The 24,505-nt window shown below is 71.7% G+C and carries 19 protein-coding genes; 10 read left to right on the top strand and 9 right to left on the bottom strand.

Annotated features, from left to right (window positions below; translation table 11 throughout):
* Positions 1 to 6: 6 nt before the first annotated feature.
* Positions 7 to 1,572: a dihydrolipoamide acetyltransferase family protein gene (locus tag ACG83_RS25430; RefSeq protein ID WP_054568779.1), complete on the top strand. Its 1,566-nt coding sequence runs from the start codon at positions 7 to 9 to the stop codon at positions 1,570 to 1,572.
* Positions 1,573 to 1,719: 147 nt separating this feature from the next.
* Positions 1,720 to 1,956 carry a hypothetical protein gene (locus ACG83_RS25435; protein WP_006541825.1) on the top strand — a complete coding sequence of 79 codons (237 nt, stop codon included), beginning with the start codon at positions 1,720 to 1,722 and terminating at the stop codon, positions 1,954 to 1,956.
* Between the two features lie 13 nt (positions 1,957 to 1,969).
* Here ACG83_RS25435 and ACG83_RS25440 read toward each other — a convergent pair whose 3' ends face one another.
* The 3 genes from ACG83_RS25440 to ACG83_RS25445 form a co-directional block, all read right to left on the bottom strand.
* Positions 1,970 to 3,142, bottom strand: coding sequence for an HNH endonuclease signature motif containing protein (locus ACG83_RS25440; protein WP_235498178.1), 1,173 nt, complete (start codon positions 3,140 to 3,142; stop codon positions 1,970 to 1,972).
* Positions 3,120 to 3,473 (bottom strand): hypothetical protein, encoded by a 354-nt coding sequence (locus tag ACG83_RS46970; protein WP_235498179.1) that lies wholly within the window; start codon positions 3,471 to 3,473, stop codon positions 3,120 to 3,122. Before ACG83_RS46970 ends, ACG83_RS25440 begins: the two co-directional genes overlap by 23 nt.
* A 280-nt stretch (positions 3,474 to 3,753) precedes the next feature.
* Complete coding sequence (locus tag ACG83_RS25445) at positions 3,754 to 5,583, bottom strand: acyl-CoA dehydrogenase (RefSeq protein ID WP_054568780.1); 1,830 nt, start codon at positions 5,581 to 5,583, stop codon at positions 3,754 to 3,756.
* A gap of 204 nt (positions 5,584 to 5,787) precedes the next feature.
* On the opposite strand from ACG83_RS25445, the gene ACG83_RS25450 reads away from it, so the two are divergent.
* The gene (locus tag ACG83_RS25450; protein WP_054568781.1) at positions 5,788 to 8,931 is read left to right on the top strand and encodes a patatin-like protein; all 3,144 of its coding nucleotides are present in this window, start codon (positions 5,788 to 5,790) and stop codon (positions 8,929 to 8,931) included.
* 27 nt (positions 8,932 to 8,958) lie between these two features.
* Here ACG83_RS25450 and ACG83_RS25455 read toward each other — a convergent pair whose 3' ends face one another.
* Positions 8,959 to 9,591, bottom strand: a complete 633-nt coding sequence (locus tag ACG83_RS25455; RefSeq protein ID WP_054568782.1) for a hypothetical protein — start codon at positions 9,589 to 9,591, stop codon at positions 8,959 to 8,961.
* A gap of 275 nt (positions 9,592 to 9,866) precedes the next feature.
* Positions 9,867 to 10,493: a nitroreductase gene (locus ACG83_RS25460; protein ID WP_054568783.1), complete on the bottom strand. Its 627-nt coding sequence runs from the start codon at positions 10,491 to 10,493 to the stop codon at positions 9,867 to 9,869.
* Positions 10,494 to 10,660: 167 nt separating this feature from the next.
* Here ACG83_RS25460 and ACG83_RS25465 point away from each other — a divergent pair, with 167 nt between their 5' ends.
* From ACG83_RS25465 to ACG83_RS25480, 4 genes are all read left to right on the top strand, one after another.
* Positions 10,661 to 11,116, top strand: a complete 456-nt coding sequence (locus tag ACG83_RS25465) for a MarR family winged helix-turn-helix transcriptional regulator (protein WP_054568784.1) — start codon at positions 10,661 to 10,663, stop codon at positions 11,114 to 11,116.
* Between the two features lie 52 nt (positions 11,117 to 11,168).
* Positions 11,169 to 12,104 carry an ABC transporter ATP-binding protein gene (locus tag ACG83_RS25470; protein ID WP_054568785.1) on the top strand — a complete coding sequence of 312 codons (936 nt, stop codon included), beginning with the start codon at positions 11,169 to 11,171 and terminating at the stop codon, positions 12,102 to 12,104.
* Positions 12,101 to 12,826 (top strand): ABC transporter permease, encoded by a 726-nt coding sequence (locus ACG83_RS25475; protein ID WP_054568786.1) that lies wholly within the window; start codon positions 12,101 to 12,103, stop codon positions 12,824 to 12,826. Before ACG83_RS25470 ends, ACG83_RS25475 begins: the two co-directional genes overlap by 4 nt.
* Before the next feature lie 104 nt (positions 12,827 to 12,930).
* Positions 12,931 to 16,134 (top strand): adenylate/guanylate cyclase domain-containing protein, encoded by a 3,204-nt coding sequence (locus ACG83_RS25480; RefSeq protein ID WP_054568787.1) that lies wholly within the window; start codon positions 12,931 to 12,933, stop codon positions 16,132 to 16,134.
* A 60-nt stretch (positions 16,135 to 16,194) separates the two neighbouring features.
* On the opposite strand, the gene ACG83_RS25485 is transcribed toward ACG83_RS25480, so the two are convergent.
* Together ACG83_RS25485 and ACG83_RS25490 are read right to left on the bottom strand one after the other, a co-directional pair.
* Positions 16,195 to 17,139 (bottom strand): polysaccharide lyase, encoded by a 945-nt coding sequence (locus ACG83_RS25485; RefSeq protein WP_054568788.1) that lies wholly within the window; start codon positions 17,137 to 17,139, stop codon positions 16,195 to 16,197.
* A complete protein-coding gene (locus ACG83_RS25490) occupies positions 17,136 to 18,548 on the bottom strand; it encodes a UDP-glucose/GDP-mannose dehydrogenase family protein (protein ID WP_054568789.1) in 1,413 nt (470 codons plus the stop codon). Before ACG83_RS25490 ends, ACG83_RS25485 begins: the two co-directional genes overlap by 4 nt.
* Positions 18,549 to 18,929: 381 nt before the next feature.
* Between ACG83_RS25490 and ACG83_RS25495 the strand changes: the two genes are divergently transcribed.
* From ACG83_RS25495 to ACG83_RS25505, 3 genes are read left to right on the top strand one after another with little or no spacing between them, the layout of a single operon-like run.
* The gene (locus ACG83_RS25495; protein WP_054568790.1) at positions 18,930 to 20,204 is read left to right on the top strand and encodes a glycosyltransferase; all 1,275 of its coding nucleotides are present in this window, start codon (positions 18,930 to 18,932) and stop codon (positions 20,202 to 20,204) included.
* On the top strand, positions 20,201 to 22,051 hold the full coding sequence (locus ACG83_RS25500; protein ID WP_054568791.1) for a right-handed parallel beta-helix repeat-containing protein: 1,851 nt from the start codon (positions 20,201 to 20,203) through the stop codon (positions 22,049 to 22,051). The genes ACG83_RS25495 and ACG83_RS25500 overlap by 4 nt, the downstream gene beginning before the upstream one ends.
* Before the next feature lie 47 nt (positions 22,052 to 22,098).
* Positions 22,099 to 23,214, top strand: a complete 1,116-nt coding sequence (locus tag ACG83_RS25505; RefSeq protein WP_076830223.1) for a hypothetical protein — start codon at positions 22,099 to 22,101, stop codon at positions 23,212 to 23,214.
* A 62-nt stretch (positions 23,215 to 23,276) separates the two neighbouring features.
* Here the strand turns inward: ACG83_RS25505 and ACG83_RS25510 are convergent, their stop codons facing one another.
* Both ACG83_RS25510 and ACG83_RS42840 read right to left on the bottom strand, forming a co-directional pair.
* Positions 23,277 to 23,519 (bottom strand): hypothetical protein, encoded by a 243-nt coding sequence (locus ACG83_RS25510; protein WP_054568793.1) that lies wholly within the window; start codon positions 23,517 to 23,519, stop codon positions 23,277 to 23,279.
* A gap of 617 nt (positions 23,520 to 24,136) precedes the next feature.
* On the bottom strand, positions 24,137 to 24,484 hold the full coding sequence (locus tag ACG83_RS42840; RefSeq protein ID WP_006542867.1) for an STAS domain-containing protein: 348 nt from the start codon (positions 24,482 to 24,484) through the stop codon (positions 24,137 to 24,139).
* Positions 24,485 to 24,505 lie beyond the last annotated feature (21 nt).

The following is a 24,505-nucleotide window of genomic DNA, read 5'->3' on the forward strand; positions in this document are numbered from 1 at the left end:
TCGCCGGTGCCCCATCGACAGTTTCGTCTTCCCGACCTCGGTGAGGGCCTCACCGAGGCGGAGATCGTCCGCTGGCTGGTCGACGTCGGCGAGACCGTGACCGTCAACCAGCCCCTGGTCGAGGTCGAGACGGCGAAGGCCGTCGTCGAGATCCCCTCCCCGTTCGCCGGTGTGCTGGTCGAGCGGCACTGCGAGGCCGGCCGCGAGCTCGCCGTCGGCGCACCGCTGCTGACCATCGACGCCCCGGGCGACGAGCCGTCGGCCGGGGCGCTGGCCGGGCCACCGGCGGCGTCCCTGCCGGAGTCCCGCTCCGGGGAGGCCGGGGACGCCACCACCGCGCCGGCCAGCGCCGGGTCAGGCAGCGGCGGGCCGGGCAGCGCCGGGCCGGGCAGCGCCGCAGGCCGAGCGTCGATGGCCACGGGCCGCACCCCGATGCTGGTCGGCTATGGTCCGCGCAGCTCCGAGCCGGAGCGCCGCCGTCGGCGTCGCCAGCGCGACGAGTCCGCGAACGGCGGCGCGCCCGCGGCGTCAACGGCAGCCGCGCCTGCGGCAGCCGCATCGCCGGCGCGCTCGGGCCGGGCGGCCGCGAAACCACCCGTGCGCAAGCTCGCTCGTGATCTGGGTGTGGACCTCTCCCTCATCATCGGCACCGGCCCCGCGGGTTCGATCAGCCGGGCGGACGTCGAATCGGCAGCGGCGCGGGGCACAGCGGCTGCCGCGGTCGGCCTCGTCTCCGCGGCACCCCCGGCCCCCTCGGCACCCCTGGTACCCGCCGCGCCCCCGGCGCCGAACGGACACAAAGAGACCACACGACGCGTGCCCGGCGCGATCCCGGACGACGCCAGCTTCGACCCGGCCACCGGTGCCTGGCGGATCCCGGTCACCGGCATCCGACGCACCATGGCACGGGCAATGGCCGCCAGCGTGTTCACGGCGCCGCACGCCACCGAGTTCCTCAGCGTCGACGTCACGGAGGCCGTGGCGGCGAGGGAGCGCATCACGGCGCTGCCCGACTTCGCCGGAGTTCGGGTCACCCCGCTGCTGCTCGTGGCGAAGGCCCTGATCACGGCCGTCCGGCGCCACCCGCTCATCAACGCGACCTGGGTTGACGGGGCGGCCGGCGAGGACGCGGAGATCCGGGTGCGGCCGGAGATCAACCTCGGCATCGCGGTCGCCGGGCCGCGCGGTCTGGTGGTCCCGAACATCCCCGACGCCGGGTCGTTGGACCTCCCCGGGCTGGCCCGTGCCCTGCAGTCGCTCACCGAGGCCGCCCGGGCGGACCGACTACGTCCAGCCGACCTCTCCGGCGGCACCATCACCATCACCAACATCGGTGTCTTCGGTGTGGACACCGGCACGCCGGTCCTCAACCCGGGTGAGGCCGCGATCCTCGCGCTCGGCGCGATCAGGCCCACGCCCTGGGTGCACCGCGGCGAACTGGCCGTACGCACGGTGGCGCAGCTCGCCCTCACCTTCGACCACCGGGTGGTGGACGGCGAGCTCGGGTCGGCCGTGCTGGCCGATGTCGGCGCGATGCTCGCCGATCCCGTGGTCGCCCTGGCCTGGAGCTGAGGGCCCTGAACTTCGCGCATCGCCTCATACACCCCCTCGGGAACAACGGACGCATAGGGGTGCACAACGGAGACAGGTATCCCTCCTGGTACGGTTGCGCCTCACACCCGGCATCCGGCTCGACTTCCGCCACGAAGAGGTGAACGCATGACGCGCGTGGAGGCTCTGCAGGCCGCCGACGAGTTCGTCGCGAAGGTACTGACCTCCGCCAGCACCAGCGGCCGGTTCAACGGGGCGCTCAACCTGGCCGAGCGGGTGGACCTGACGCTTCGAGTGGCCCGGTTCCTGCTGGAGGGGCAGTCATCCTCCGAAGCTGACGACATTCTCAAGCGGGACATGCGCAACGAGCTCGACCAGGCCTTCCCGCCGCTGCGCACCACCTGAGCCAGCCACGCCGCTAGGCGGCGGGGTGGTTCTGGAGGAGTACGAAGAGGGATTCACCGAGGTTGAGCCGGCCGCCGTTGCGGGTGGTGACGGCGTCTGGTGCGACGTGCCCGGTTTCACCGGCGAGCGTGGCGGCGGGGTGTTCCCCAGGCGTGACGGATGGCGCCGGCAGGAGGGTACGGCCGTCGGAGAGCAGCGCGATGATCGTTCCGTCGGGGGTTCTGCAGAGCACGACGCCCTCCTCGTGGAGGTGACGGTGGTGGGTGCCACAGACGAGGGTGAGGTTGTCGAGATCGGTGCGGCCACCGTCGGCCCAGCCGGTGAGGTGGTGGATGTTCAGCCATCGGGTGTGGTCGCAGCCCGGGTACTGACACGTGCCGCGGTCACGGGCCTGGACGGCGGTGCGTAGCCGGCTGGTGGGGAAACGGTGGCGGCGGCCGAGGCGCAGGGGGTTGCCATGCGGATCGACGAGCATCGCCTGGACGAGGCTGTCGCAGCCGAGGCGTTGCAGGACCGCCGGGGGCAGCGTGGCCGGGGCGCCTCCGCCGCCGGTGCTGCTGACGCCATGGCCGGTGATGGGTTGCAGGTCGGCGGGGCGCAGGTGCAGGACGAGGGCGTGCGCGGGGTGGACAAGCCCGGGTGCGCCGTGGTGCAGGAAGCTTTCCGCGAGGGCGACGAGGCCGTCGGCGTCACGCTGCCGATCCGACTCCGACTCCGGTGGTGGTTTCGGGTGGGGGTGTTCCTCCGCGGTGCGCGGTTCCGCGGTGCCGGGTGTGGTGGCTGGTTTCGTGGTGGCTGGTTTCGTGGTGGTGGTGAGGCTGTCGCGGGCGGCTTCGATAGCGGCGATCAGCTGGGCGCCCTCATCTGCCGGGAGGACCGCGGTCAGGTGCACCACGCCGTCCTCATCGGTGCACCAGGACACCCGGCGGGCGGCCCGGGTGCGGGCCCGGTCGTCGGGATCGGCGCTGCGTTGCCGGTAGGCACGGACCAGATTTTCCAGGGCGCCGGCGGTGCAGTGTTCGGCGTGGTTGAGCCAGGTCTGTTCCGTCTCGGGGCGGGCGACCCGGGTGATCGCGCGGACCTTCGAGTACGACAGCGTTCCCGCGGCGAACGCGGCCCGGATCGCGGGAAGCCGCTCGAGAGCGTGCGCGGTCGCGAGGTGCTCACGGGCGAGGGCTGAGGCCACATCGCCAGGACAGCCAGTGCGCGCACGAGCGCATCCCGATCCCGGACCAGCCGGAACGCCGGTCGAACACGGCTAGCAGCCCGAGCCAGGTGCAGGTCGCGGCCGCGATCCGACCCGCCCACTGACAGATCGCGGTCTCCAACTCGCCGATCGGGGCGGCCTGCAGGTCCGTCGGGAGACCGGCGGGCGGCAGACGCGCTGCCGTGCCAGGGCCGGTCGGGACGGGGCCGGTCGGGACGGGGCCGGTCGGGGCGGGGTCGGTCGGGGCGGGGTCGGTGGGAGCGGGGTCGGGGGGAGCGTCGGGGGTGACAGCAGCAGAAGCGTCGATCATGGGGGTCACCGGGCCAGGGGTGTCGTCGCTCTAGGACCCACGCATCGTCACCCCGACCACCGACAGTTTTCACAACTCCGACACGACCACAGCCCACTCCGACCGGGATCGCGGCGCCGGACTGGGATGGCGGCGCCAGCCAGTACCGCCCCGACGGGTGGGTGCGGTTCCGCGGAACCACCCCGGGCTCGGCCCCCGCACCAGGGACAAAAAGATCCGCCCGCAGTGGCATCAGGCCACCACGGGCGGATCGGCGATCAGACGAACCGGCGGAAGCGGATCAGAAGGCCTCTTCGGCCAGTTCCATCAGCCCGAGGCCAGTCTTCTCCAGCGTCGTCCGGCGGGTGTGCAACTCGGGCAGGACGTCCGCCGCGAACCAGCGAGCGGCCGCGACCTTGCCCTCGTAGAAGGCACGGTCCCGTTCGGACGAGGAGCCCGCCAGGCCGACCAGAGCGGCCTCCGCGCCGCGCAGCAGCAGCCAGCCGATGATGAGGTCGCCCAGGCTCATCAGCAGCCGGGTGGTGTTCAGGCCGACCCGGTAGACCTGGGCCGGGTCCTCGGCGCCCTTGGTGAGGAAGCCGACCAGCTTCGTCACCATCGCCTGGACGTCCTCCAGCGCGGCTCCGAGCGCCTCCCGCTCGGAGCGCAGGGCGCCGTTGCCCGCGTCGCCCTTCACGAACTCCTGGATCTGGCCGAACAGCGAGGTCAGCGCCTGCCCCTGATCCCGAACGATCTTGCGGAAGAACAGGTCCTGGCCCTGGATGGAGGTCGTCCCCTCGTAGAGGGTGTCGATCTTCGCATCCCGGATGTACTGCTCGATCGGGTAGTCCTGCAGGTAGCCGGAGCCGCCGAACACCTGCAGCGAGGTTGCCAGCAGCTCGTAGGAGCGTTCCGAGCCGACGCCCTTGACGATCGGGAGCAGCAGGTCGTTCATCCGCTCGGCGGCCTCGTTCGCCTCGCCGCGGGCCGCGGCGAGCGCCACCGCGTCCTGGTACGTCGCGGTGAACAGGACCAGGGAGCGCATGCCCTCGGCGTAGGCCTTCTGCAGCATGAGCATCCGGCGGACGTCCGGGTGGTGGATGATCGTGACGCGCGGCGCGCTCTTGTCCGTCGACCGGGGCAGGTCCGCACCCTGCACCCGCTCGCGGGCGAACTCCAGCGCGTTGAGGTAGCCGGTGGACAGGGTGGCGATGGCCTTCGTCCCGACCATCATCCGGGCGTACTCGATCACCCGGAACATCTGGGCGATGCCCTCGTGCACGTCGCCGACCAGCCAGCCGACCGCCGGCTCCCGCTCACCGAAGCGCAGCTCGCAGGTTGCGGAGACCTTCAGGCCCATCTTCTTCTCGAGGTTGGTGACGTAGGCGCCGTTGCGGGCGCCGAGCTCACCGGTCTCCGGATCCGGCATGAACTTGGGGACCAGGAACATCGACAGGCCCTTGGTGCCGGGGCCGTGCCCTTCGGGACGGGCGAGCACCAGGTGGAAGATGTTCTCCGGGACGTCCCAGTCACCGCTGGTGATGAATCGCTTCACACCCTCGATGTGCCAGGTCCCGTCCGGCTGCGCGATGGCCTTCGCCCGCCCGGCACCGACGTCGGAGCCGGCGTCCGGCTCGGTAAGCACCATGGTCGCGCCCCAGTGCCGCTCGATCGCCCACCGCGCGAACTTCTTCTGCCAATCGGTGCCGATGCTTTCCAGGATCGCGGCGAAGGTCGGGCCTGCCATGTACATGAACACGGCCGGGTTCGCGCCGAGGATCAGCTCGGCGGACGCCCAGGCGATGGTGGGCGGGGCGCCCATGCCACCAAGGTGCGGCGGGAGGAAGAGCCGGAACCACTCGCCATCGAGGATCGCCTGGTAGGACTTGCGGAACGACTCGGGCAGGCTGATCTCGCCGGTGGCGGCGTCCAGCACCGGGGGGTGCCGGTCGGCGTCCGCGAACGACTCCGCGATCGGGCCGGAGGCGACCCGCTCCATCTCGGCCAGGACCTCGTGGGCGGTGTCGCGGTCCATCTCCGCGAAGGGCCCGGTCCCGAGCGCCCGGTCCACGCCGAACACCTCGAACAGGTTGAACTCGATGTCCCGAAGGTTGCTCCGGTAGTGACCCATGGACGGTTCCTCCCCTCGACCTCACCGCCTGATCGTGAGCGGCGCGGACGTAGTTACTCGCTGGTAGGTGATGCCCATGCTACCCGCGAGTAACCATCACGGGAAGAAGATCCCAGGACGAAACAGCCAGGGGGCCCACAGTCGGCCGCAGATCTGCGAAAGCACACCGTGTCACCCATTTCCGGTACGTCTACTCTTGCGACCATGACGGGGGGCAACGCAGAGCACACGGACGAGTTCGACGAAGGGACCACGCAGGAGATCCGGCTCGCGGTCGTGATGACCGGCGGGGCGAGCCTGGCCGTGTGGATGGGCGGTGTCGCGCGCGAGATCAATCTCCTCACCGCCGCACGGGCCCACCAGGATGACCCGGCCGTCGCCGGCGCCCGTGGCTGGTCTGTCACCGACACGGCGGTCGCCACCCGCTGGGCCGCCCTGCTGGCGGCCCTCGACCTCGAGGTCTCGGTGGACGTCCTGGCCGGCGCCTCGGCGGGTGGCATCAACGTGGCACTGCTGGGCTACGCGAACGTGCAGGACACCGACCTCGGCCCGCTGCGCGACCTGTGGATCCAGCTCGGCTCGCTGCGTGAGCTGATGCGGCGGCCCGACGCACACAGCTTCCCGTCCCTGCTGCGCGGTGACGAGGTCATGCTGCCGGCGCTGCGCAGCGCGTTGCAGAGCCTCGACCCGCGCCCGGGGACCGGCACGCCGGTCTCGAACCACGGACCACGGGCCCACTCGGCGCGAACGATCCGGCCGACCTCGGTGTTCATCACCACCACGATCCTTCGCGGCGAGACCAGCCGCTGGCCGGACGATCTCGGCGGTCTCGTCCGCGACCGCGACCACCGTGGCCTGTTCGTCTTCGGGGAGGACGACCTCGCCGATCCCGAGGGCGCGGCCCGCCTCGCGCTTGCGGCCCGGGCCAGCGCGGCCTTCCCCGGTGCCTTCGAACCGGCCTACATCCCGGTCCGGAACTCGCCGGACAGCGCTCATCCCGACATGGCCGACCATGTGAACGCGGCCGGCGACTTCCACGGCTCGGACGGCGGCATCCTCGTGAACCGTCCGCTCGGGCCGGCACTGCAGGAGATCTTCGACCGGCCCACGCGGGGGCGGCAGGTCCGCCGCGTGCTCACGTATGTGGTGCCGGCGCCGAACCCGCCGGCCGACGGGGCCGACGGGGCCGACGGGGCGAACGCCGCCGCCGCCGACGCCGCCGACGAACCAGCCGACAGATCCCCCCCGTCCGCCGCCGACACCCTGCTCGGTGCGTTGAGCGCGGCGCTGAACCAGTCCATCTCGACGGACCTGCGCCGCATCAGGGCGCACAACGAGGCGGTGCGGGGGCTGCGGACAAGCCGGCGCCGGCTCGCCCGGCTCGCCCCGGCCGGCGGGCCACGGCTCGCCGACCAGGACGTCTACACCACCTACCGGGCGCAGATCGCCGACCGCGCGGCCGACCTCGTCATCGACACGTTCGACCGGATCGTCATCGACTCGCTCACGGCCCCGACCCCGCCGGACGCCGTACCCGCCGACGCGGCCCGGCGGCTCGCCGACGCTCGCGGACGCGCCGAGCTCCGGCTGGCGGCCGTCAACGCGGCGACCGCGGAGTTCCCCGACCGACTGCCGGGGGCGCGCGACCTCGGCGAGCTGTGGCGGCTGGGCCGCCCCGCGGTGGACGCCGTCAAGGGCACGCTGATCTCCATGATCAACGAGGGCTACGTCCTGACGACGGATCCGGACGAACGCCGGGCGCTGAGCGCCATCGCCCGGGGAGTGCACGGCGCCGTCGTCGCGCCGCGGGAACAGGCCGGAGCCCAGCTGCTCCCGCTTCCGTCGACGCCCGCGAACAGGGGCGCGTTCACGGTGGTCCGGCACACCCTGCGCGACCTCGCCGGGGCGTCATCGGACGCGGTTGTCGCCGAGGCGGCCAGGCGCTGGCTGCGCGGCGCCGGCGACGCGCAGACCAGCAGAACCGATCTGACCCTCGCCTGGAGCACGCTGAGCTCGCTCGCCGAAAGCCTGCGCGGCCTGCTGGACCGGATCGTGGCCCGCTCCGGCAACAGCGACGGCGACGGCAACAGCGACGGCGACGCTCCGGGCGACCGGCCGCGGACCGCGGTGGCCGACGGCCGGCTGGTGTCGGCCGCGCTGCTCGCGCCACCACCGCCACGCGGCCGTCGGACCGGCCTGAGCCTGGCAGCCCGGCGTCAGCGAGCTGCCCAGGGGCTGCGGGACTTCATCAGGTACCTCCCGGCCGACCGGGAGCGGGCCGCGATCGCGCTGCTCGACCTCCACCTCGTCACCCGCACGCTGACCGGTGCCGACGTCATCGACCAGCCGGTCGAGCTGGTCCAGGTCAGCTCGGACATCCGATGCGATCTCGATCCGGCCCGCTCCGACGCGCATCGCAAGCTCACCGGTCTCGCGCTCGGCTCCTTCGGAGCGTTCGCGAAGTCGTCCTGGCGCGCGAACGACTGGATGTGGGGTCGCCTGGACGGCGCTGCCTGGCTGGTCCGCATCCTGCTCGACCCGCGGCGGCTTGTCTGGTTACGCGACCTGGCGGTGGAGCGCGCGGATGGCGACCCCGCCGCCGGCGAGAGCTGGCTGGCCGGATTCGTCGCGGCGCTGTCGACGATCGCGTCGACGCCGGTGACCGAGCCGGTGCTGGCCGAGCTGGCCTGGCTCGACGACCCGGCTGCCCCGGTACCGCCCGTCCTGCCGGAGACCGCGGCGTGGGTGGCCGCCGGCATCCAGCGCGAGATCGCCGCCGGTGAGCTGGTGAGCGTCGCAACCGCGGTCCGCGCGGACATCAGGGAGACGGGCGCGGCGGTGGGCCGGAACCGGGAGTTCCTCGACGCGGTGCCCACGAAAGCCGCCGGTGCTGCCGGCTCTGCCGGTGCTGCCGGTTCCGCGGAACCGGCCGTCGACCGGGTGGATCCCGCCGACACCGACCGGGTGCTGCGGCTCTGCCACGTCGCGGACGAGCGGCTGACCGACCGGCCGAACAGCCGGATTCTCGTCTCCCTGGTCGCCCAGACCCTGGCCGTACTGACCGCGTGGCTGGCGTCGTTGCACGCGCTGCCGTGGCCCTTCCGCCCGGCCGCCTTCGTGGTGCGCACCGTCACCCGGCTGCTCTATGCCGCTGTCGACGACGCCGCCCGCCACCGCCACCGGGTGACCACCGGCCTGGGGGTGATCATGCTCGTCGGTGGTCCGGCGGTCGCCGTCACCCAGGGCAGCGTGGTCGGCGGGCTCGGAGTGCTGGCCACCGCGGCGGGGCTGGCGCTGGTCGGCCTGACGAACTGGCGCACGGTCGTGGGTCGCCGGCGCCGGACCTGAGCACCCACGCCCGTCAGGAGACGTCCCTCAGGAGACGTCCGCCCAGCGCATTCCGCCGTCGGACTCGCGCAGGCAGGACACCGGCCGCCCGCCCGCACCCTGGACGATCTTCCCGACGTCGTCGGGGTCGCACTCGCTGCCGGGCTGGGGCCCGGCCTGCGCCGACTGCGAAGGCGTCTCGGGGGACCAACGACCGGCACTGCCCACCTGTGCTCCCGCGACCTTCGGCTCCGGTGCCGGAACGCAGTAGAGGAGCAGGCCGTTGACGGCCACTGCGGGCTTGACATCGAGATCCGGGATGCACGCCTCGCCCAGGAAGACCGGGGACGGCGCCACCGAAGGCAGACCGGAGACGGGCAGCCCCGTCGACGCTGCGGCCGGCCCGGTGGCGGCGGTTCCGGGCGTGGCCGCCGAGCCCGCCCCGGTCCCGCCGGTCGTGCCGGTCCCGCCGGTCGTGCCGGTCCCGCCGGTCGGAGCAGGCGTTGACGCCGGTGCCGGCGCCGTCGGCGACGGGCCAGCGGCGGCGGCCGCGGCGGCCGGCCGGGCGCCCGTGCTCGAGGTGTCGGCGCCCGACTGCGCGCACCCCGCCAGCGCCCCCGCGAACAGCACGCCGACGATCGCGACATGACAGGCCCTACCGGACGGGCGAGTGCTGGTCACCGCGCCACTCCCCTCGCAGGCCCTGGCTCTCGGCCTCAGATCCAGCTTAGGTAGCTCCAGGCGCCGGATGTCGCTACTTTCCGGGACCAGTACCCAAACGGACCGGCCCCGGCCGGTGCCGGGCTGTCGTCGTCGCTGCCTCCTCCGGCGCTGGTCGATGGCTCCGTGACAGCGCGAGAACGCCGTCCGCAGGTGTCTCTCTACCCCGCGACACGCCCATCGCCACCATCAGGCCCGATGCGGTCCGTGAACGTCCGACGGGGGCACCGGCGCGGTCAGTGGGTCTGCGCGGGCACCGCGACGGTGGTGCCCGCCAGTTCCAGCACCGCGAGCTCACCGGTCGCGGTGAGCTCGGAGGTGAACGCGGCCAGATCGGCCGGCTCACGGGGCGGGATCGGCACCGCGTCGGACAGCGTGCCGAGTTCGATCCAGCCCATCAGCTCCTCGGCGCCGGTCAGGCCGAAAACGGCGCGGACCTGGTCGCTTTCGGGTAGCGGCACGGACTTCCACGCGGACGCGACACCCTGGGCGTGGGCGGCGAGGCAGATGTTCTGCGCCGCCGCGGCTGCGGAGGCGTCCTGTTCGGCGCGGGGAACCCGGGCGCCCGGCACCCGTGAGGCGATCACGGCGATGAGGGCCGGCGAGCGGGTCGCCTTGCCGGCGGCCTTGCGGACCACCGGCTCGGCCAGATCGCCGACGGCCTCGGCCGCCTGGCGGATCGCGTCGGCGAGCGCGGCGCGCGCCTCGCCGCGCACCACGACAAACCGCCACGGGCGCAGCGTCTTGTGATCGGGTGCGGTGGTCGCGGCGGCAAGCATGACCGCGAGCTGGTCGGTGGTCGGGCCCGGCTCCACCAGGCGGGTGGCGGTGCGGCGGGTCATCAGGCAGGTCAGGGCGTCCACGTTGCTCCGTTCGACTCGGGATCCGAGCACTGGCGAGGCTCGCGCTTCCCATTTCAATGAGGTTCCCTCATAATAGGGCAGGCTCCATGCTTCGTGCCTCGCAAGAGTCCCTTGCTTCACAGATCGCAGCTACTTCACAGATCGCAGCGAAAGGCGGACCTCGGGCGATGCCCCCACCCGACACCGGCGACCCGGTCATCGACCTCGTCCTCGCCGTGGGCCATCAGGTCAGGCGCGCGGTCAACGAGGCCCTGCGCACGGGCACCGGCCTCACGCTCGCCCGCCTGAAGGTGCTGCGCCTCGTCGCGGACCGGGGGCCCGTCCGACCACGTGATCTGGCCCAGGCCGTCGCCGTCGCGCCGCGGACGATGACCGAGACCGTCGACGAGCTGGAGGCCGACGGCCTGGTGCGCCGCCGGGCGGATCCCACCGACCGGCGGGCGATCCTGCTGGAGCTGACGCCGACGGGCCGAGCCAGGCTCGACCGCGCGCTGACACATGCGGAGGGTGCCGTCGAGCACTTCACCGGCGGGCTGTCCGCGGACGAACGGGCCACTCTGGGCCGGCTGTTGCGGCTCCTGCTCGACAACGCGTCCGCTGGTAACACACGACCGTTACCGTGAGACGATCACAGGGGCCGTTCCGACCGAGGAGGCCACCGTATCCAGCTCCGCCATGGTGGGTGAGCGCACCCGATCCGGCCGCGACACCGCTGCCGCGATCGTCGATGTGCGCGGCCTCACCAAGCGGTACGGGCGGGTGGCGGCCCTGCAGGACGTCTCGTTCGCCGTCCCCGCGGGGGCGGTGACGGGTTTCCTCGGCGCGAACGGGTCGGGCAAGACCACGACCCTGCGCATCCTGCTCGGTCTGGTCGCGCCCACCAGCGGAAGCGCCCTGATCCATGGCCGCCCCTACCGGGAAATGTCGGACCCGGCGAGGACAGTGGGCGCCGTGCTGGAACCGACCGCTCACCCTGCCCGCAGCGGGCTGGATCATCTGCGCTGCCTCGCGCTCGCGCTCGGCCTGCCGCGCCGGAGCCGCCGGCACGCGGTCGACGAGGTGCTCGGCACGGTCGAGCTCACCGCGGCGGCGGATCGGCCGGTGGGGGCCTACTCACTGGGCATGCGCGGGCGCCTCGCCATCGCGTGCGCCCTGCTCGGCGATCCCGAGCTGCTCGTCCTCGACGAGCCCGCGAACGGCCTCGACCCGGAGGGAATCCGCTGGCTGCGGCGCTTTCTGCGGGGCTGGGCCGCGCAGGGGCGCAGCGCGCTGGTGTCCAGCCATGTGCTGGCGGAGGTCGCACAGACGGTCGACCACGTCGTGATCATCGACCGGGGCCGGGTGGTGCTGGCCGCGGATGCCGCCGCGGTGGGCGCGGGCCGGGTCGAGGTCCGCACGCCGCAGGCGGACCAGCTCGCCGAGCTGCTCGGCGGCGCAGGTGCCGTGCGCACCGGTCATGACTCGCTGCGGCTGCCGTACGGCTGGGCCGAGCGGGTGGGGCAGCTGTGCGCGCTGCACGGGATCCCCCTGGTCGAGCTGCACACCACCGGTCCGGACCTTGAGCGGGCCTTCTTCGAGCTGACCGGTCGGGCAGCCGGTGGCGCCGCATGAGAGCCGGCGGCACCACGAAAACGCGGCAGCACCTGGTGGCCACCGAGCTCCTCAAGATCCTCACTGGCCGGTGGCAGCTCGTCGGGCTCATGGCGGTCCTCGCCGTCCACGCCCTGCCACTGCTGCTGTGGGGTGCCCAGGCGGAGCCGGCGCTCGAGTGGAACGGCCTGCGCTCCCGCTCGGGCTGGCTGCTCGCCTACGCGATGATGTTCTTCGGTGTGGTCCTGACCTCCAGCGAGTTCCGGTTCCGCACGGTCACCCACTCCTGGCTCATCACCCCTGGCCGGGTGCGGGTGCTGGTCGCCCAGGTCACGGTCGTGGCCCTGATCGGAGCGCTCCTCACCACCGCCGTCTTCACGGCCTGGTGGCTACGCGGCGCCAGCCGGCACGGTGCGGCCGCGATGCGCGCGGGCCGTCCGGCCGAGGTGCTGTCGGCGTATCTCATCGTGATCGTCGTCGTGTGCGCGACAGGCGTCACCGGCGCGGCGCTGGGTGCCATCACCCGAAGCCTCGGCCTCGCCGCCGCGACCATCGCCATGTGCGGCCTGGTCGAGGCCGTGTCCGACGGGGGCCGGTTCCACGGTCCGGTCACGGCACCATCGGGTGTTCTGCTCTGGCCCACCACCGAGACGAACGCCACCTCCCTGTCCGCCGCGATCGCGTGGGCCGTCATTCTGACCGCCGTCGCGAGCGCCTCACTGCGACGGGATCTGCCATCCTGAACAGCCCTCCGCCCGATTCCGTGATGTGGCATAGGTCACTGCCGGCACGGCGCGTCTCCGCATCCCTTTCCGCTCGGCACCACGATCGGCCTACGATCCCGCACATGGCGCTGTGCCCGACATGCGGGGAGCAGGGGAACCCCGATCGAGCGCGCTTCTGCTCCGAGTGCGGGAACCCGCTGCCCGTCGCCGGCAGCGGCGCACGCAAGATCGTCACAATCATGTTCGTCGACATCACCGGGTCGACAGACATGGGCGAGAAGATCGACTCCGAACAGCTGCAGCAGGTAATGTGGCGGTTCTTCACCACCGTCCGCGAGGTCATCTACGCCCACGGCGGATCCGTCGAGAAGTTCATCGGGGACGCGGTGTTCGCCGTCTTCGGCATCCCGGTGCTGCACGAGGACGACGCGCTGCGCGCCGTCCGGGCCGCGCTGGACATCCGCACCGCGATGGAGGAGCTCAACGCCGAGTTCCATCGTGATCTGGGCCTTCGGCTGCGGGTGCGGATCGGTATCAACACCGGCGAGGTGACCGTCGCCGGCGGCGGCGCGACGGGTGACCCGGTCAACGTGGCCTCCCGGCTGGAGGAGGCCGCCCCGCCGGACGAGATCTTCATCGGCGACAGCACCTACCGGTTCGTCCGCCACAGTGTCACGGTCAACCCGGTCGGGCCGCTGGTGGTGCAGGGCAAGCGGGAACCGGTGCGGGCGCACCGGCTGATCGGGCTGCGCAACCCGACGGCCGGCCCCGGCCTGCGGGAGCCCGTGCAGGGGTTCGCGGCGCCGGTGATCGGCCGCAACCGCGAGCGCCGCCGCATCCAGGACGCCTTCGAGGCGGTCGTGGAGGAGCGGACCTGCCACCTGTTCACCGTGCTGGGGCCCGCCGGCATCGGCAAGTCCCGGATGGTCGGCGAGTTCTGCCAGTCCATCACCGGCCGCGCGACCGTGCTCTCCGGCCGTTGCCTGTCCTATGGCGAGGGCATCGCCTACTGGCCGCTGATGGAGATGGTGCGCCAGGCCACCGGCATGTCCGCCGACGAGAGCGCGCCGGACGGCCGCCTGCGCCTCAAGAGGCTGCTCGCCGGCGTCCCGCAGGCCGCCGAGGTGGTGGACGCACTCGCCCCGCTGGTCGGGCTGGGTGGCGCGGAGCTGGGAACCCAGGAGAGCTTCTGGGCGGTGCGCACCTTCTTCCAGGCGCTGGCCGAGCAGCGGCCGCTGGTGCTGTGGTTCGACGACGTCCACTGGGCCGAGCCGACCCTGCTGGATCTGATCGAGCACGTCGCCGACTGGTCCCGCGACGCTCCCATCCTGCTGCTGTGCCTGTCCCGGCCCGAGCTGTTGGAGGACCGGCGCCAGTGGGGCGGCGGCAAGCTCAACGCCACCTCGATGCTGCTGGCGCCGCTCACGGAGGACCGCTGCCACCGGCTGATCCGTACCCTGATGGGTTCGGACGACCTGGATCCAGCCCTGGTCTCCCGGATCACCACCTCGGCGGCGGGCAACCCGCTGTTCGTCGAGCAGATGGTCGCCGCCCTCGTCGACGACGGCCTGCTGCGCCGGGAGGGCAACCGGTGGATCGCCGCCGGCAACCTGCGCGGCGTCACCGTGCCGCCGACCATCTCGGCCCTGCTCGCGGCCCGTCTCGACCGGCTCGAGCCGGCGGAGCGCCAGGTCCTCGAACGGGCCGCGGTCGTCGGCGAGCGCTTCTACCTGGACGCCGTGGTGGAGCTCTCCGAGCCGGCGGAGCGGCCCTACGTTCTGGATCACTGCCTGTCACTCGTCCGCAAGGAGCTGGTGCATCCCGACCGCTCGGACCTGCCGGGAGTGGAGGCGTACCGGTTCCTGCACGTCCTGCTGCGTGACTGCGCCTACCAGACGACGTCCAAGCGTCAGCGCGCCGACCTGCACCAGCGGTTCGCCGGCTGGCTGCAGGCCCGGATGGTCGGCGGCCCGGGTGAGCACGACGAGCTGGTCGGCTACCACCTGGAGCAGGCGTACCGCTACCGGGTGGAGCTCGGCCAGCGCGACAGCGAGATGGTGGAGCTCGGCCGGTCCGCCGCCACCTGCCTGATCGAGGCTGCCGACCGGGTACGCCAGGGTGACGAGACGGGCGCCGCGCAGCTGCTGAAGCGCGCGATCACGCTCCTGCCGGAGACCGACCCGCTGCGGCTGCGCGCGGAGATCGACCTCGGCTGGGCGCTGTACTCGTTCGGCCGGCTCTCCGATGCCGAGCGCATCCTGCGCCAGGTCAGTGAGCGGGCCCGGCGCGCCGGCGAGGACGGGCTGCGCGCCCACGCCCGGCTCGCGCACCTGCGCGTGCTGTTCGCCACCGATCCGGAGGGCCTGGTGGCGAGCACCCTCACCGAGGCCACGGCGGCACTCGCCTCCTTCGTCCGCGACGGCGACGACGTCGGGGCGGCGCTCGCCTGCCGCAGCCAGAGTGCCGCGTACGGCGCCGCCGGGCAGTTCGCCGCCGCCGAGAAGGCCCTGGAGAACGCGGTGCGGCACGCCGAGGAGTCCGGGGTGCCGAGGGCCGCGCACTCGCTTCGCCGCGAGCTCGTCCTGTTGCTGAGCCTCGTGCCGAGCCCGGTGCCCTTCTCGATCGTGAAGGGCACCGCGATGCTGGAGGCGGCCGGTGACGACCGCGGCCTGCGCCGGGCGGTTCTCGCCCAGCTCGCGCTGCTCAACGCCATGTCCGGCGACATGGAGGCCGCCCGCACCCACCTCAAGGACGCCGACGAGCTGATCGGGGACATCCGCGGCGCCCGGACGGACCCGTTCCACAGCGGTTTCGTCGTCGCCCGGGTCGCGCTGCTCGCCGACGAGCCGGAGATCGCCGAGCGCGAGCTCCGCCGCAGCTGCCGCCAGCTGTCGCGGATGGGCGAGCGCGCGCATCTGGCGACCCGGGCCGCCCTGCTCGCCGACGTCCTGGTCCGGCTGGGCAAGCTGGAGGAGGCGACCAAGTACGTGAACCGCTGCCGGGACGCCGCCGCGGGTGACCAGCTGCCGGCCCAGGCCGGCTGGTGCTCGGTGCACGCCCGGCTGCTGGCGATCTCCGGCCGGGACGCCGAGGCCCTGCGGTTCGCCGACACGGCCTGCGATCTCGCCAGCCGCACCGATGACATCGACGGGCAGGGCACCGCCCTGCTGGCCCGCGCCGAGGTGCTCTACCGGGCCGGGCGCAAGGAGGACGCCGCGGAGTGCCTGGAGGCCGCCGCGGCGCGCTTCCTCCGTCGGGGGAACCGCGCCGCCGCGACGATGGGGCGGCGGCTGTTCGAACGCCTCAACGCGGAGCATCTCGGCTGAAGAGCACCTCAGCTGAACAGCACCTCGGCTGGCCCAGCACCTCAGCTGGACAGCACCTGGCTAGGTCTTCTCCGGCCGGGGCAGTGGGTTGAGCCGGGCGGTGCCGTAGGTGAAGCCGGCCAGATCGAGCGTCTGAGGTGCGGTCGGCGCGAACGCCGACCCACCGTCGCCGAAGGCCGCCTGCAGGAGGAACCCACCGATCCGCAGATCGTTCGAGATCCGCGGGTTGAACTTCTCCTTGTGGGCCAGCGCACCGTCCAGCCAGATCAGGATCACCCCGTCGGCGAAGCCCTCGAAGTTGAGCTTCACCCCCTGTTCGACGCACACCCACCGGCCGGTGGGCCAGTACCAGGAGGCCTTCCCGATCACGTTCAACGGATGGTCCGGGCGGGCGGTGTTCGCGTAGACCAGGCCCGCGCCGCCCTCCCGCCAGGCGAATCTCGTCGCCAGCCCGCTGCGCAGGGTCTCGGTGCGCTCACGGTTCTTCACGATGGTGCCGAAGAAGCCGGGCAGCCGGCCGCCCTTGCCGAAGTCGAACGCCTCCGGAAACCGGAGGTAGTAGCGCAGGTACAGCTCGTACGGCGACCGCAGCGTGTGGTCGACGAACAGCTGCGTCCCGCCGTAGGTCGTCCCGTCGCGGTAGATCCGCCGGTCGTCCGGGTTCGCGGCGTCCACCGGAAGCGAGACACGCAGGAACGACGGAAAGCGGGGGTCGTCCGAGCGCATGATCTCGGCTCGGTCCAGCCCGAAGGTCATCCGGTTGGTGGGGACCAGCGCCTTGCCGAAGAACTCACGCGACGCCGCCGGGTCGGCGAGGGTCCGCCCGCGCGCCGCCACGGGTGCCGCGGCCGCAGCCGGGCTCGCGGTGGTGTCGGGCGGAAGCACCTCACTCGCCGGGTCGAAGCGGCGATCAGCCGGGAGGATCCCGCATCCGGTGGCCGCCGCCAGGGCCAGCGAGCCGACGGTCGAGGCGAGCAGCGCCCGCCTCGACCCGCCGCTGCTCATACGTTCGGACGACCGAGCGCGTGGTAGATCCAGCCCGCGTCACGCCACCGCTGCGGGTCGAGGGTGTTACGGCCATCGATGATCACCGGCCGGCGCACGAGCGAGGTCAGCAGGGACGGCTCGATCTCCCGGAAGTCCGCCCACTCGGTCAGGTGCAGGACGATGTCGGCGTCGGCGACGGCCTCCGAGACCCCAGCGGCGTAACGCAGGTCGGGGAACTTGCGGGCGGCGTTCACCATGGCGGCCGGGTCGTAGACCGTCACCCGGGCACCGGAGCGACGCAGCGTGTCGGCCACGTCGAGCGCGGGCGAGTCGCGGATGTCGTCGCTGTTCGGCTTGAACGCGGCGCCGAGCACGGCGACCCGCCGCCCGGCCGCGCCACCACCGAGCAGATGGATGGCGAGCTCCACCGTCCGCGTGCGGCGACGCAGGTTGACGGTGTCGACCTCGTCCAGGAAGCGCAGCGCGTCACCGGCGCCGATCTCCGCCGCCCGGGCCTGGAACGCGCGGATGTCCTTGGGCAGGCAGCCGCCACCGAAGCCGAGGCCGGCCCCGAGGAAACGCCCGCCGATCCGGGTGTCGTACGACAGGGCCGAGGCGAGGGTCTTCACATCGGCACCGGCGACCTCGCAGACCTCGGACATCGCGTTGATGAAGGAGATCTTCGTGGCGAGGAAGGCGTTCGCGGCGACCTTCACCAGCTCGGCCGTGGCGAAGTCGGCGACGACGGCAGGCGTGCCCGCGGCCAGCGCGGTGGCGTAGACCGCCCGCAGCGTGGCCTCCACCCGCTCCCGGCGCCCGGTCTGGACCCCGAGGTCGGTGCGGTCCGCCACGCCGTACCACTCGTCGTCGGCGGGCAGGCCGAAGACCAGGCGGTCCGGGCGCAGCGTGTCCTCGACCGCGAAACCCTCCCGCAGGAACTCCGGGTTCCACGCGAGATCGACCTCGGGGGCCTCACGGGCCAGCCAGCCGGCGAGGCGCACCGCCGTGCCGGCCGGGACCGTCGACTTGCCCACCAGCAGGGAGCCGGCCTTCGGCCCGGCGGCGAGCAGCGCCTCGACCGCACCGTCCACGTAGGTCATGTCCGCGGCGCCCGAGTCCGGACGCTGCGGGGTGCCCACGCACAGGAAGTGCACGTCGGCGTCGGCCGCGTCGGCGAACGACGTGGTGAACGCCAGCCGGCCGGTCTCCAGGTTCTTGCGCAGCAGCGCTTCCAGGCCGGGCTCGAAGAAGGGCACCTCGCCTTCGGACAGCCGGCGCGCCTTGTCGGGATCGACGTCGACACCCACCACGTCGAAACCGAGCTCGCTCATGCAGATCGCGTGCGTGGCGCCCAGATACCCGGTGCCAATGACGCTGATCCGAAGTGGTGCAGTCACCGGCTCGGTGCCCGCCGTATCGGTCCCCATGGTGTTCCCCCCACCTAGTTCTGCCGTCAGGCCGCGGAGCGCATTGTGACTCGTCCACGTTTCGTTGGGGTGAGCGGGGTACCGGAGAGAAGGGCGCACCCCGGCCCGCGACTAGTCAACTACCAACAGTAGTAGTTGGGTACGTCCGGGTTACAAATGAGTGACACCCATTCAGGAAGGTTGTGGCGACTGCTACCGTCCTGCGTGCCGTCGCGTTGCTTCAGGTCAAGGTATTGACAACGCCACCCACAAAGGGAAGCGGCGGGTTGCAGGGGGTAACCCAAGGGCTGGCGCGCCCGACGGTTCACGCACACTCTCCAGCTCCTCGCCGGCGAACTCTGTGATCTCGGTTACCCACGCTCGGGGGGAGCGGAATTTCGCATGGAGTGGCTCGGCGATGCGGTGCAGTTCATCCGCGATCATCGCTCTCTGGTACCGCTCGGAATCGCCGGCGTCGTGTCCTGGGTGGTCTGGCTCACACGCCGGATACTCTCGACCAGATACCGACCTATACGAAATAATTTCCGGACGACGACGTCCGTTGTGGTTCCCTCCTTCCGGGAGGATCCAGACGTCCTGATGCGGTGCCTGGAAACGTGGCTCGCCCAGGAGCCGGACGAGATCATCATCATCCCCGACATCGAGGACGCGGAGCTCATCGCCCGGCTCGCGATGCGCGCCGATCCGACCGTTCGGGTGATCCCCTTCGTCCACGAGGGCAAGCGGTCCGCGCTCGGCGTCGGCCTGTCCGCGGCGACGATGGAGATCGTCGTCCTCTGCGACTCCGACACCGCGTGGGAGCCCGGGCTCCTCGCCGCGGTCCAGATGCCCTTCATCGATCCGCAGGTCGGTGGGGTGGGCACCCGGCAGAACGTCTACGAGCCACGCAGCAGCGTCTGGCGACGGGTCGCGAACTGGCTGGTCGACATCCGCTACCTGGACTACGTGCCCGCCCAGGGACGGGTCGGCGCCGTCGCCTGCCTTTCCGGGCGCACCGCGGCCTACCGGCGCTCCGCGATCCTGCCGGTGCTGCACAACCTGGAGCACGAGTTCTTCCTCGGCCGGCGGTGTATCGCCGGCGACGACGGCCGGCTCACCTGGCTGGTGCTCGCGTCCGGCTACAAGACGATGCACCAGCACACAGCCCATGCGATGTCGATGTTCCCCGACAACCTCCGGGCCTTCATCAAGCAGCGGGTGCGCTGGAGCCGGAACTCCTACCGCACCTACCTCACGGCCATCTACAAGGGATGGCTGTGGCGGCAGCCGCTGGTCACCCAGGTCAGTGTGCTGCAGATCGTCCTCACGCCCGTGACGATGGGCGTCGCGATGACCTACTTCGTGCTGTGGATGTTCCGGCCCGAGGCCAACGCACCCATCATCGCGATCTGCTGGCTGCTGCTCGGCCGTCTCATCCGCGGGCTCTCACACCTGCGGGAGCACCCGCGCGACATCTTCATCCTCCCGCTGACCGTACTGATGATCATCGTGGTCGCTCTGCCGATCAAGACCTGGGCCTTGGTGTCGATGAACAAGCAGGGCTGGCTCACCCGGAGATCCGACCTCATCGGCGGGGAGGGGCAGACCGACGCCTCGACCCGCACCGGAGCCGCGGCACGCCCGGCGGCCGCTCCGGCAGCGGGCGGTGCCCGGTGAAGGCCGCCGTCTCCTTCGTCTTCGCCGTCCTCGCCGTCGTCACCGGCGCGATCCTGCTGCCGGCGGCGCCCGCCCAGGCTTCCCCCGTGGCGCCCCTGCCGCCAGTCAGCTCCGCGGACGCGAAGAAGCAGTCCGAGCTGGTCGACGCGGAGGACATCCGGCTGCGGTCCATGTTCGCGCGGTTCGGCGTGCTCACCGAGCCGACACTGGTCGAGACCACCGGCAGCCTGCCCACGCTGCTGTTGCCGGCGCGCAAGGAGCCCTACAGCGCGGAGGACGTCATCGCGGCCGGCGGCGGGCGGCACGAGGTGGACGGGGCGGTGATGTTCACCACCCACGTGCTGGTCGGCCCGCAGGCCAGGCTCGTGATCGACGCCAGTGTGCACACCCTGCGGCTGGCCAGCGGGGCGTCCGGATTCGCCTCCGTCGCAGCCTGGCGCGGGGGGCTGGAGTTCGCCGGCGCCTCACCGCAGGACCCGCTCACGATCGTCGGCTGGGACGTCCAGAACCTCGAGCCGGACTCCCTCACCAACGATGGGCGGGCCTACCTGCGCACCATGGGCGGTGAGCTGATCGTGCGCAACACCAGTGCCAACCACCTGGGCTTCTGGAACGGCCGGACCGGTGGGATCGCCTGGACGGGAAGCAAGGGCGAGCCGAGCACCGGCGGCGCGGCCAACTCGACGTTCAGCGACAACATCTACGGTGCCTACATCTCGGGCAGCGAGGGCATCCAGATGGTCGGCGTGCGGCTGGTCGACAACGAGCGCTCCGGCCTGGCCGTCCACCGGGACGCCATCACCACCCTGGTGTCCGGGGTCACGTCGTCGCGCAACCACGGCGACGGCATGACCATCGACCGGGCGTCCTCCTCCCGGGTCATGCGCAGCACGGTGACCGACAACAGCGGTGACGGCATCTCCCTGGACGGCCGTGGCCTCGGTGTGGTCGCCACGGCGACCGGTGTGACGGTCAACCAGATCAAGGACACCCTCATCGAGGAGAACACCATCTCCGGCAACGGCCGGTACGGGATCCGGGTCGTCGGCGGTGAGAACACCATCGTCCGGAAGAACAAGATCAGCGGAGGGCAGCTCGGCATCCTGGTCAAGAGCGGCGCCAACGGAACCCAGGTCACGGCCAACTCGATCAACGGCGCCGCGGAGGCCGGCATCCAGATCGGCCCGGACGCGCGCCGCACCGCGATCACCGAGAACTCGATGGCGGACGGCCGGCTGGGTGTGATCACCCAGGACGCCACGACGACCATCATCAGCCGCAACCTGGTACGCGGGGCCACCGATTTCGCGATCACCGTCCGCGGGATGGCGGACGACTCGGTCATCCAGTGGAACAACCTGGGCGGTGAGGGCTGGCGTGCGGTCGACACCCGGCAGTCCACCGGGGTCGACGGGCACGACGTCCACAACAACGACACGCAGGCCTGGGTGGAGCGTGAGCCGCAGCACTGGTACACGCTGATCCGCCGGCACCCGGCGCTCGTGGTGTGGGGTGCCGTGGCGCTGTTCCCGATCGCCGGCGCCTGGACCCGCCATCGGGCCCGCCGCCGGCCGCCAAGCCATCCATACCCGGAGTCGGAACTGCTGGTCCGGCGGCTGACCGGCGGCACGATGCGCCCCGCCCCCGCCTTCTCCGGCATCCCCGGGCAGCGCGATGCCCCGTTCGACCTGTTCGGCACCGCCGAGCCGGCGGATGATGTCACCGGCCACGCCGGGCAGCCGGGAACCGGACAGCCGGAGACCAGACAACTGGAGACCGTCGGTCCGCCGAGCGACGACCCGCACAAGCTTCGCAGCCAACGGTCCGAGGGAGAGTCCAGCGCGTGATGAGCCGTCGCCCGGTCCGTTCACACCGCCGCCGGCGGACCATGAGCATGGCCGCGACCAGCATTCTCGCCGGAGTCGCGGTCGCGGTGACCTCCTGCGGGTCGGAGAACGGGTCGAGCCCCGCCACGGACAAAGAGACACCGGGATCGACCGCTCGTCCGCGAGCGGAGCCCACAGACACCGCCACGGCGTGGGTCAGCCCCGGCCCGGACCCGTTCGCGACGGCCACCGCCACGTCGTCCACCGCCGGCGGCATCACCTGCCCGGCCGGTGGCACCACCGTCAGTGACGCGGGCGACCTGCGCAGCGCGCTGGCCACGGCGAAACCGGGCACCGTCATCCGGATCGCCGACGGCGTCTACAAGGGGAAGTTCAAGCTCAGCGCGACAGGCACCGAGGCCGCGCCGATCTGGCTGTGCGGCTCGAAGGACGCGATCCTCGACGGCACCGAGGACGACGACCAGGTGAACTACGTCCTGCATCTGGACGGCGCATCCTGGGTCCGGGTGGTCGGCTTCACCGTGCGCAACGGGCAGAAGGGAGTGATCGGGGACCGTCTCCAGCATTCGATCATCGCCCAGCTCAGGGTCAACACCATCGGCGACGAGGCGATCCACCTGCGGACCGCAAGCTCCGACAACACGGTCGTCGGCAACGTCATCCGGGACACCGGAAACCGGCGGGAGAAGTTCGGCGAGGGCGTCTACATCGGCAGCGCCGAGAGCAACTGGTGCACCTATACGGACTGTGAGCCCGACCGCAGCGACCGCAACTCCGTCATCGGCAACGACATCGCCGGTACGACCTCCGAGAACATCGATATCAAGGAGGGCACGACCGGAGGCGTGGTCCGCGGGAACACCCTCTCCTCGGACGCTCTGGTCGAGGCCGACTCCTGGATCGACGTGAAGGGCAACGGCTGGCTCGTCGAGGACAACATCGGTACGGGTGGCGGAACCCTGGAGGACGGAATCCAGACCCACGTCATCAAAAAGGACTGGGGGCGGCAGAACACCATCCGCCATAACACGCTGACTGTTAACGCGAAGGGCTTCGGCGTTTACATCCACGACGGCGACAAGACCCAGAACGTCGTGGGATGTGACAACCAGGTCACCGGTGCGCAGTCCGGGCCGTCGAACATCGACTGCACAGACAGCTGACACGGCTCGGGTCAGGGCGGGTGTGCGCTCAGGGGACCACGACTCTCAGGGGACCATGTCTCTCAGGGGACCATGGCACGCAGCCGTACCTGCTCCTGCAGCCAGTACAGCTCCTGCGCCCACAGGCGCAGCCGGGCCACCGCCGCCAGCTGCGCCGCCAGCGCCCGGGCGACCTCGGGCCGGGTGAGATTCTGCAACGACTCGGGCGGCCATCGCCAGTCGGCGTCATCATGAGCCGCGCGCCGGTAGGCAGCCCCGAGCAGGGCGACCTCGGCCAGCGCGAAGTCGACCTGCTCGGTCACCATCGCGAGGCGGGCACGCAGGTCCTCGGCGCTGATGGGAAACCTCCCTACCGTCGACCACCCTGGGAGATCAGGGGATCAGGAGTTCGGCGGGGCCGAAATCATCATGGGCCGCCGGACATCCTCTCCGGAATCGTACGAGCATTCGGGCGGCGCGCACAGCACGGGATTGCCCACACTTCGGCGAGCCGGCACCGGGTGGGTGATTACCCGACGGGGGTGAGCGAGGGGCCCGGGCCGGTGAGTATGTGAGGTGACCTCCAGGTCGGGTAAGCGGACCTGCGGGGGCCAAACCGGCACCCTTCCAGCCCGATCACCAGGGGGGACCGGTGGATCTGACGTCACCAGTAATCCTGATCATGCTCAGCTTTCCGCTCATCGCGATGATCGGAATGCTGATGATGAGCAGGATCGAAAGGAGCCTTTCGGCGGTAGGACCACGCAAACGGTCGATCGCGGACGAACCGGCTCCAACCCGCTCGGCTTCGGCAGGTTCGGCGGACGGCGCGCCCCACGAAGCCGGCAACGAACCAGGTCGGGACCCGGTGAGCCAGACCGGGCTCAGCCAGGCCGGGATCGAGGTGGTCGAGCTGGTCGAGCTGGTCGAGCTGGTCGAGGGCTCACCCGGCGGGCCGTCGAGCGGCCTCCTCGACCCGCAGGCGACCGGCGAGACCGGTCTCGCGGACAAGTTCGGCGAAGGCGGGCAGGGCCGCACGGATGCGCAGCTCGGTGTGGACCCGGCGCAGCAGAAGCTCCGCCCGGAGGAGGGCGGCAAGGCCCGCGATGTCCACCGACGCAAGATCGCCGACATCCACCGTCACCACACCGCCGCCCCGGCCCAGCAGCTCGCCGATCTGCTCGCGGAAACGTAGCCTGCCGACGGTGTCGAACTCGCCACCGAGCTCGATGACGACCTCGTCGCCGGTCCGCCGCACCGTCATTCGCGTCGCTGTCGCGTCGACCCGCACCTGTGGCCCCCGGGATGTCCG

Source organism: Frankia sp. R43 (genome assembly GCF_001306465.1).
GTDB classification, from domain to species: Bacteria; Actinomycetota; Actinomycetes; order Frankiales; family Frankiaceae; genus Parafrankia; species Parafrankia irregularis.

Coding starts and splice junctions, on each gene's coding strand:
- ACG83_RS25510 (WP_054568793.1), bottom strand. CDS start 23,519: ATGGTGACCGAGCAGGTCGACTTCGCGCTGGCCGAGGTCGCCCTGCTC.
- ACG83_RS25485 (WP_054568788.1), bottom strand. CDS start 17,139: ATGAGCAGCGGCGGGTCGAGGCGGGCGCTGCTCGCCTCGACCGTCGGC.
- ACG83_RS25450 (WP_054568781.1), top strand. CDS start 5,788: ATGACGGGGGGCAACGCAGAGCACACGGACGAGTTCGACGAAGGGACC.
- ACG83_RS25445 (WP_054568780.1), bottom strand. CDS start 5,583: ATGGGTCACTACCGGAGCAACCTTCGGGACATCGAGTTCAACCTGTTC.
- ACG83_RS25490 (WP_054568789.1), bottom strand. CDS start 18,548: ATGGGGACCGATACGGCGGGCACCGAGCCGGTGACTGCACCACTTCGG.
- ACG83_RS25465 (WP_054568784.1), top strand. CDS start 10,661: ATGCCCCCACCCGACACCGGCGACCCGGTCATCGACCTCGTCCTCGCC.
- ACG83_RS25435 (WP_006541825.1), top strand. CDS start 1,720: ATGACGCGCGTGGAGGCTCTGCAGGCCGCCGACGAGTTCGTCGCGAAG.
- ACG83_RS25475 (WP_054568786.1), top strand. CDS start 12,101: ATGAGAGCCGGCGGCACCACGAAAACGCGGCAGCACCTGGTGGCCACC.
- ACG83_RS25495 (WP_054568790.1), top strand. CDS start 18,930: ATGGAGTGGCTCGGCGATGCGGTGCAGTTCATCCGCGATCATCGCTCT.
- ACG83_RS25470 (WP_054568785.1), top strand. CDS start 11,169: ATGGTGGGTGAGCGCACCCGATCCGGCCGCGACACCGCTGCCGCGATC.
- ACG83_RS25505 (WP_076830223.1), top strand. CDS start 22,099: ATGGCCGCGACCAGCATTCTCGCCGGAGTCGCGGTCGCGGTGACCTCC.
- ACG83_RS46970 (WP_235498179.1), bottom strand. CDS start 3,473: ATGATCGACGCTTCTGCTGCTGTCACCCCCGACGCTCCCCCCGACCCC.
- ACG83_RS25480 (WP_054568787.1), top strand. CDS start 12,931: ATGGCGCTGTGCCCGACATGCGGGGAGCAGGGGAACCCCGATCGAGCG.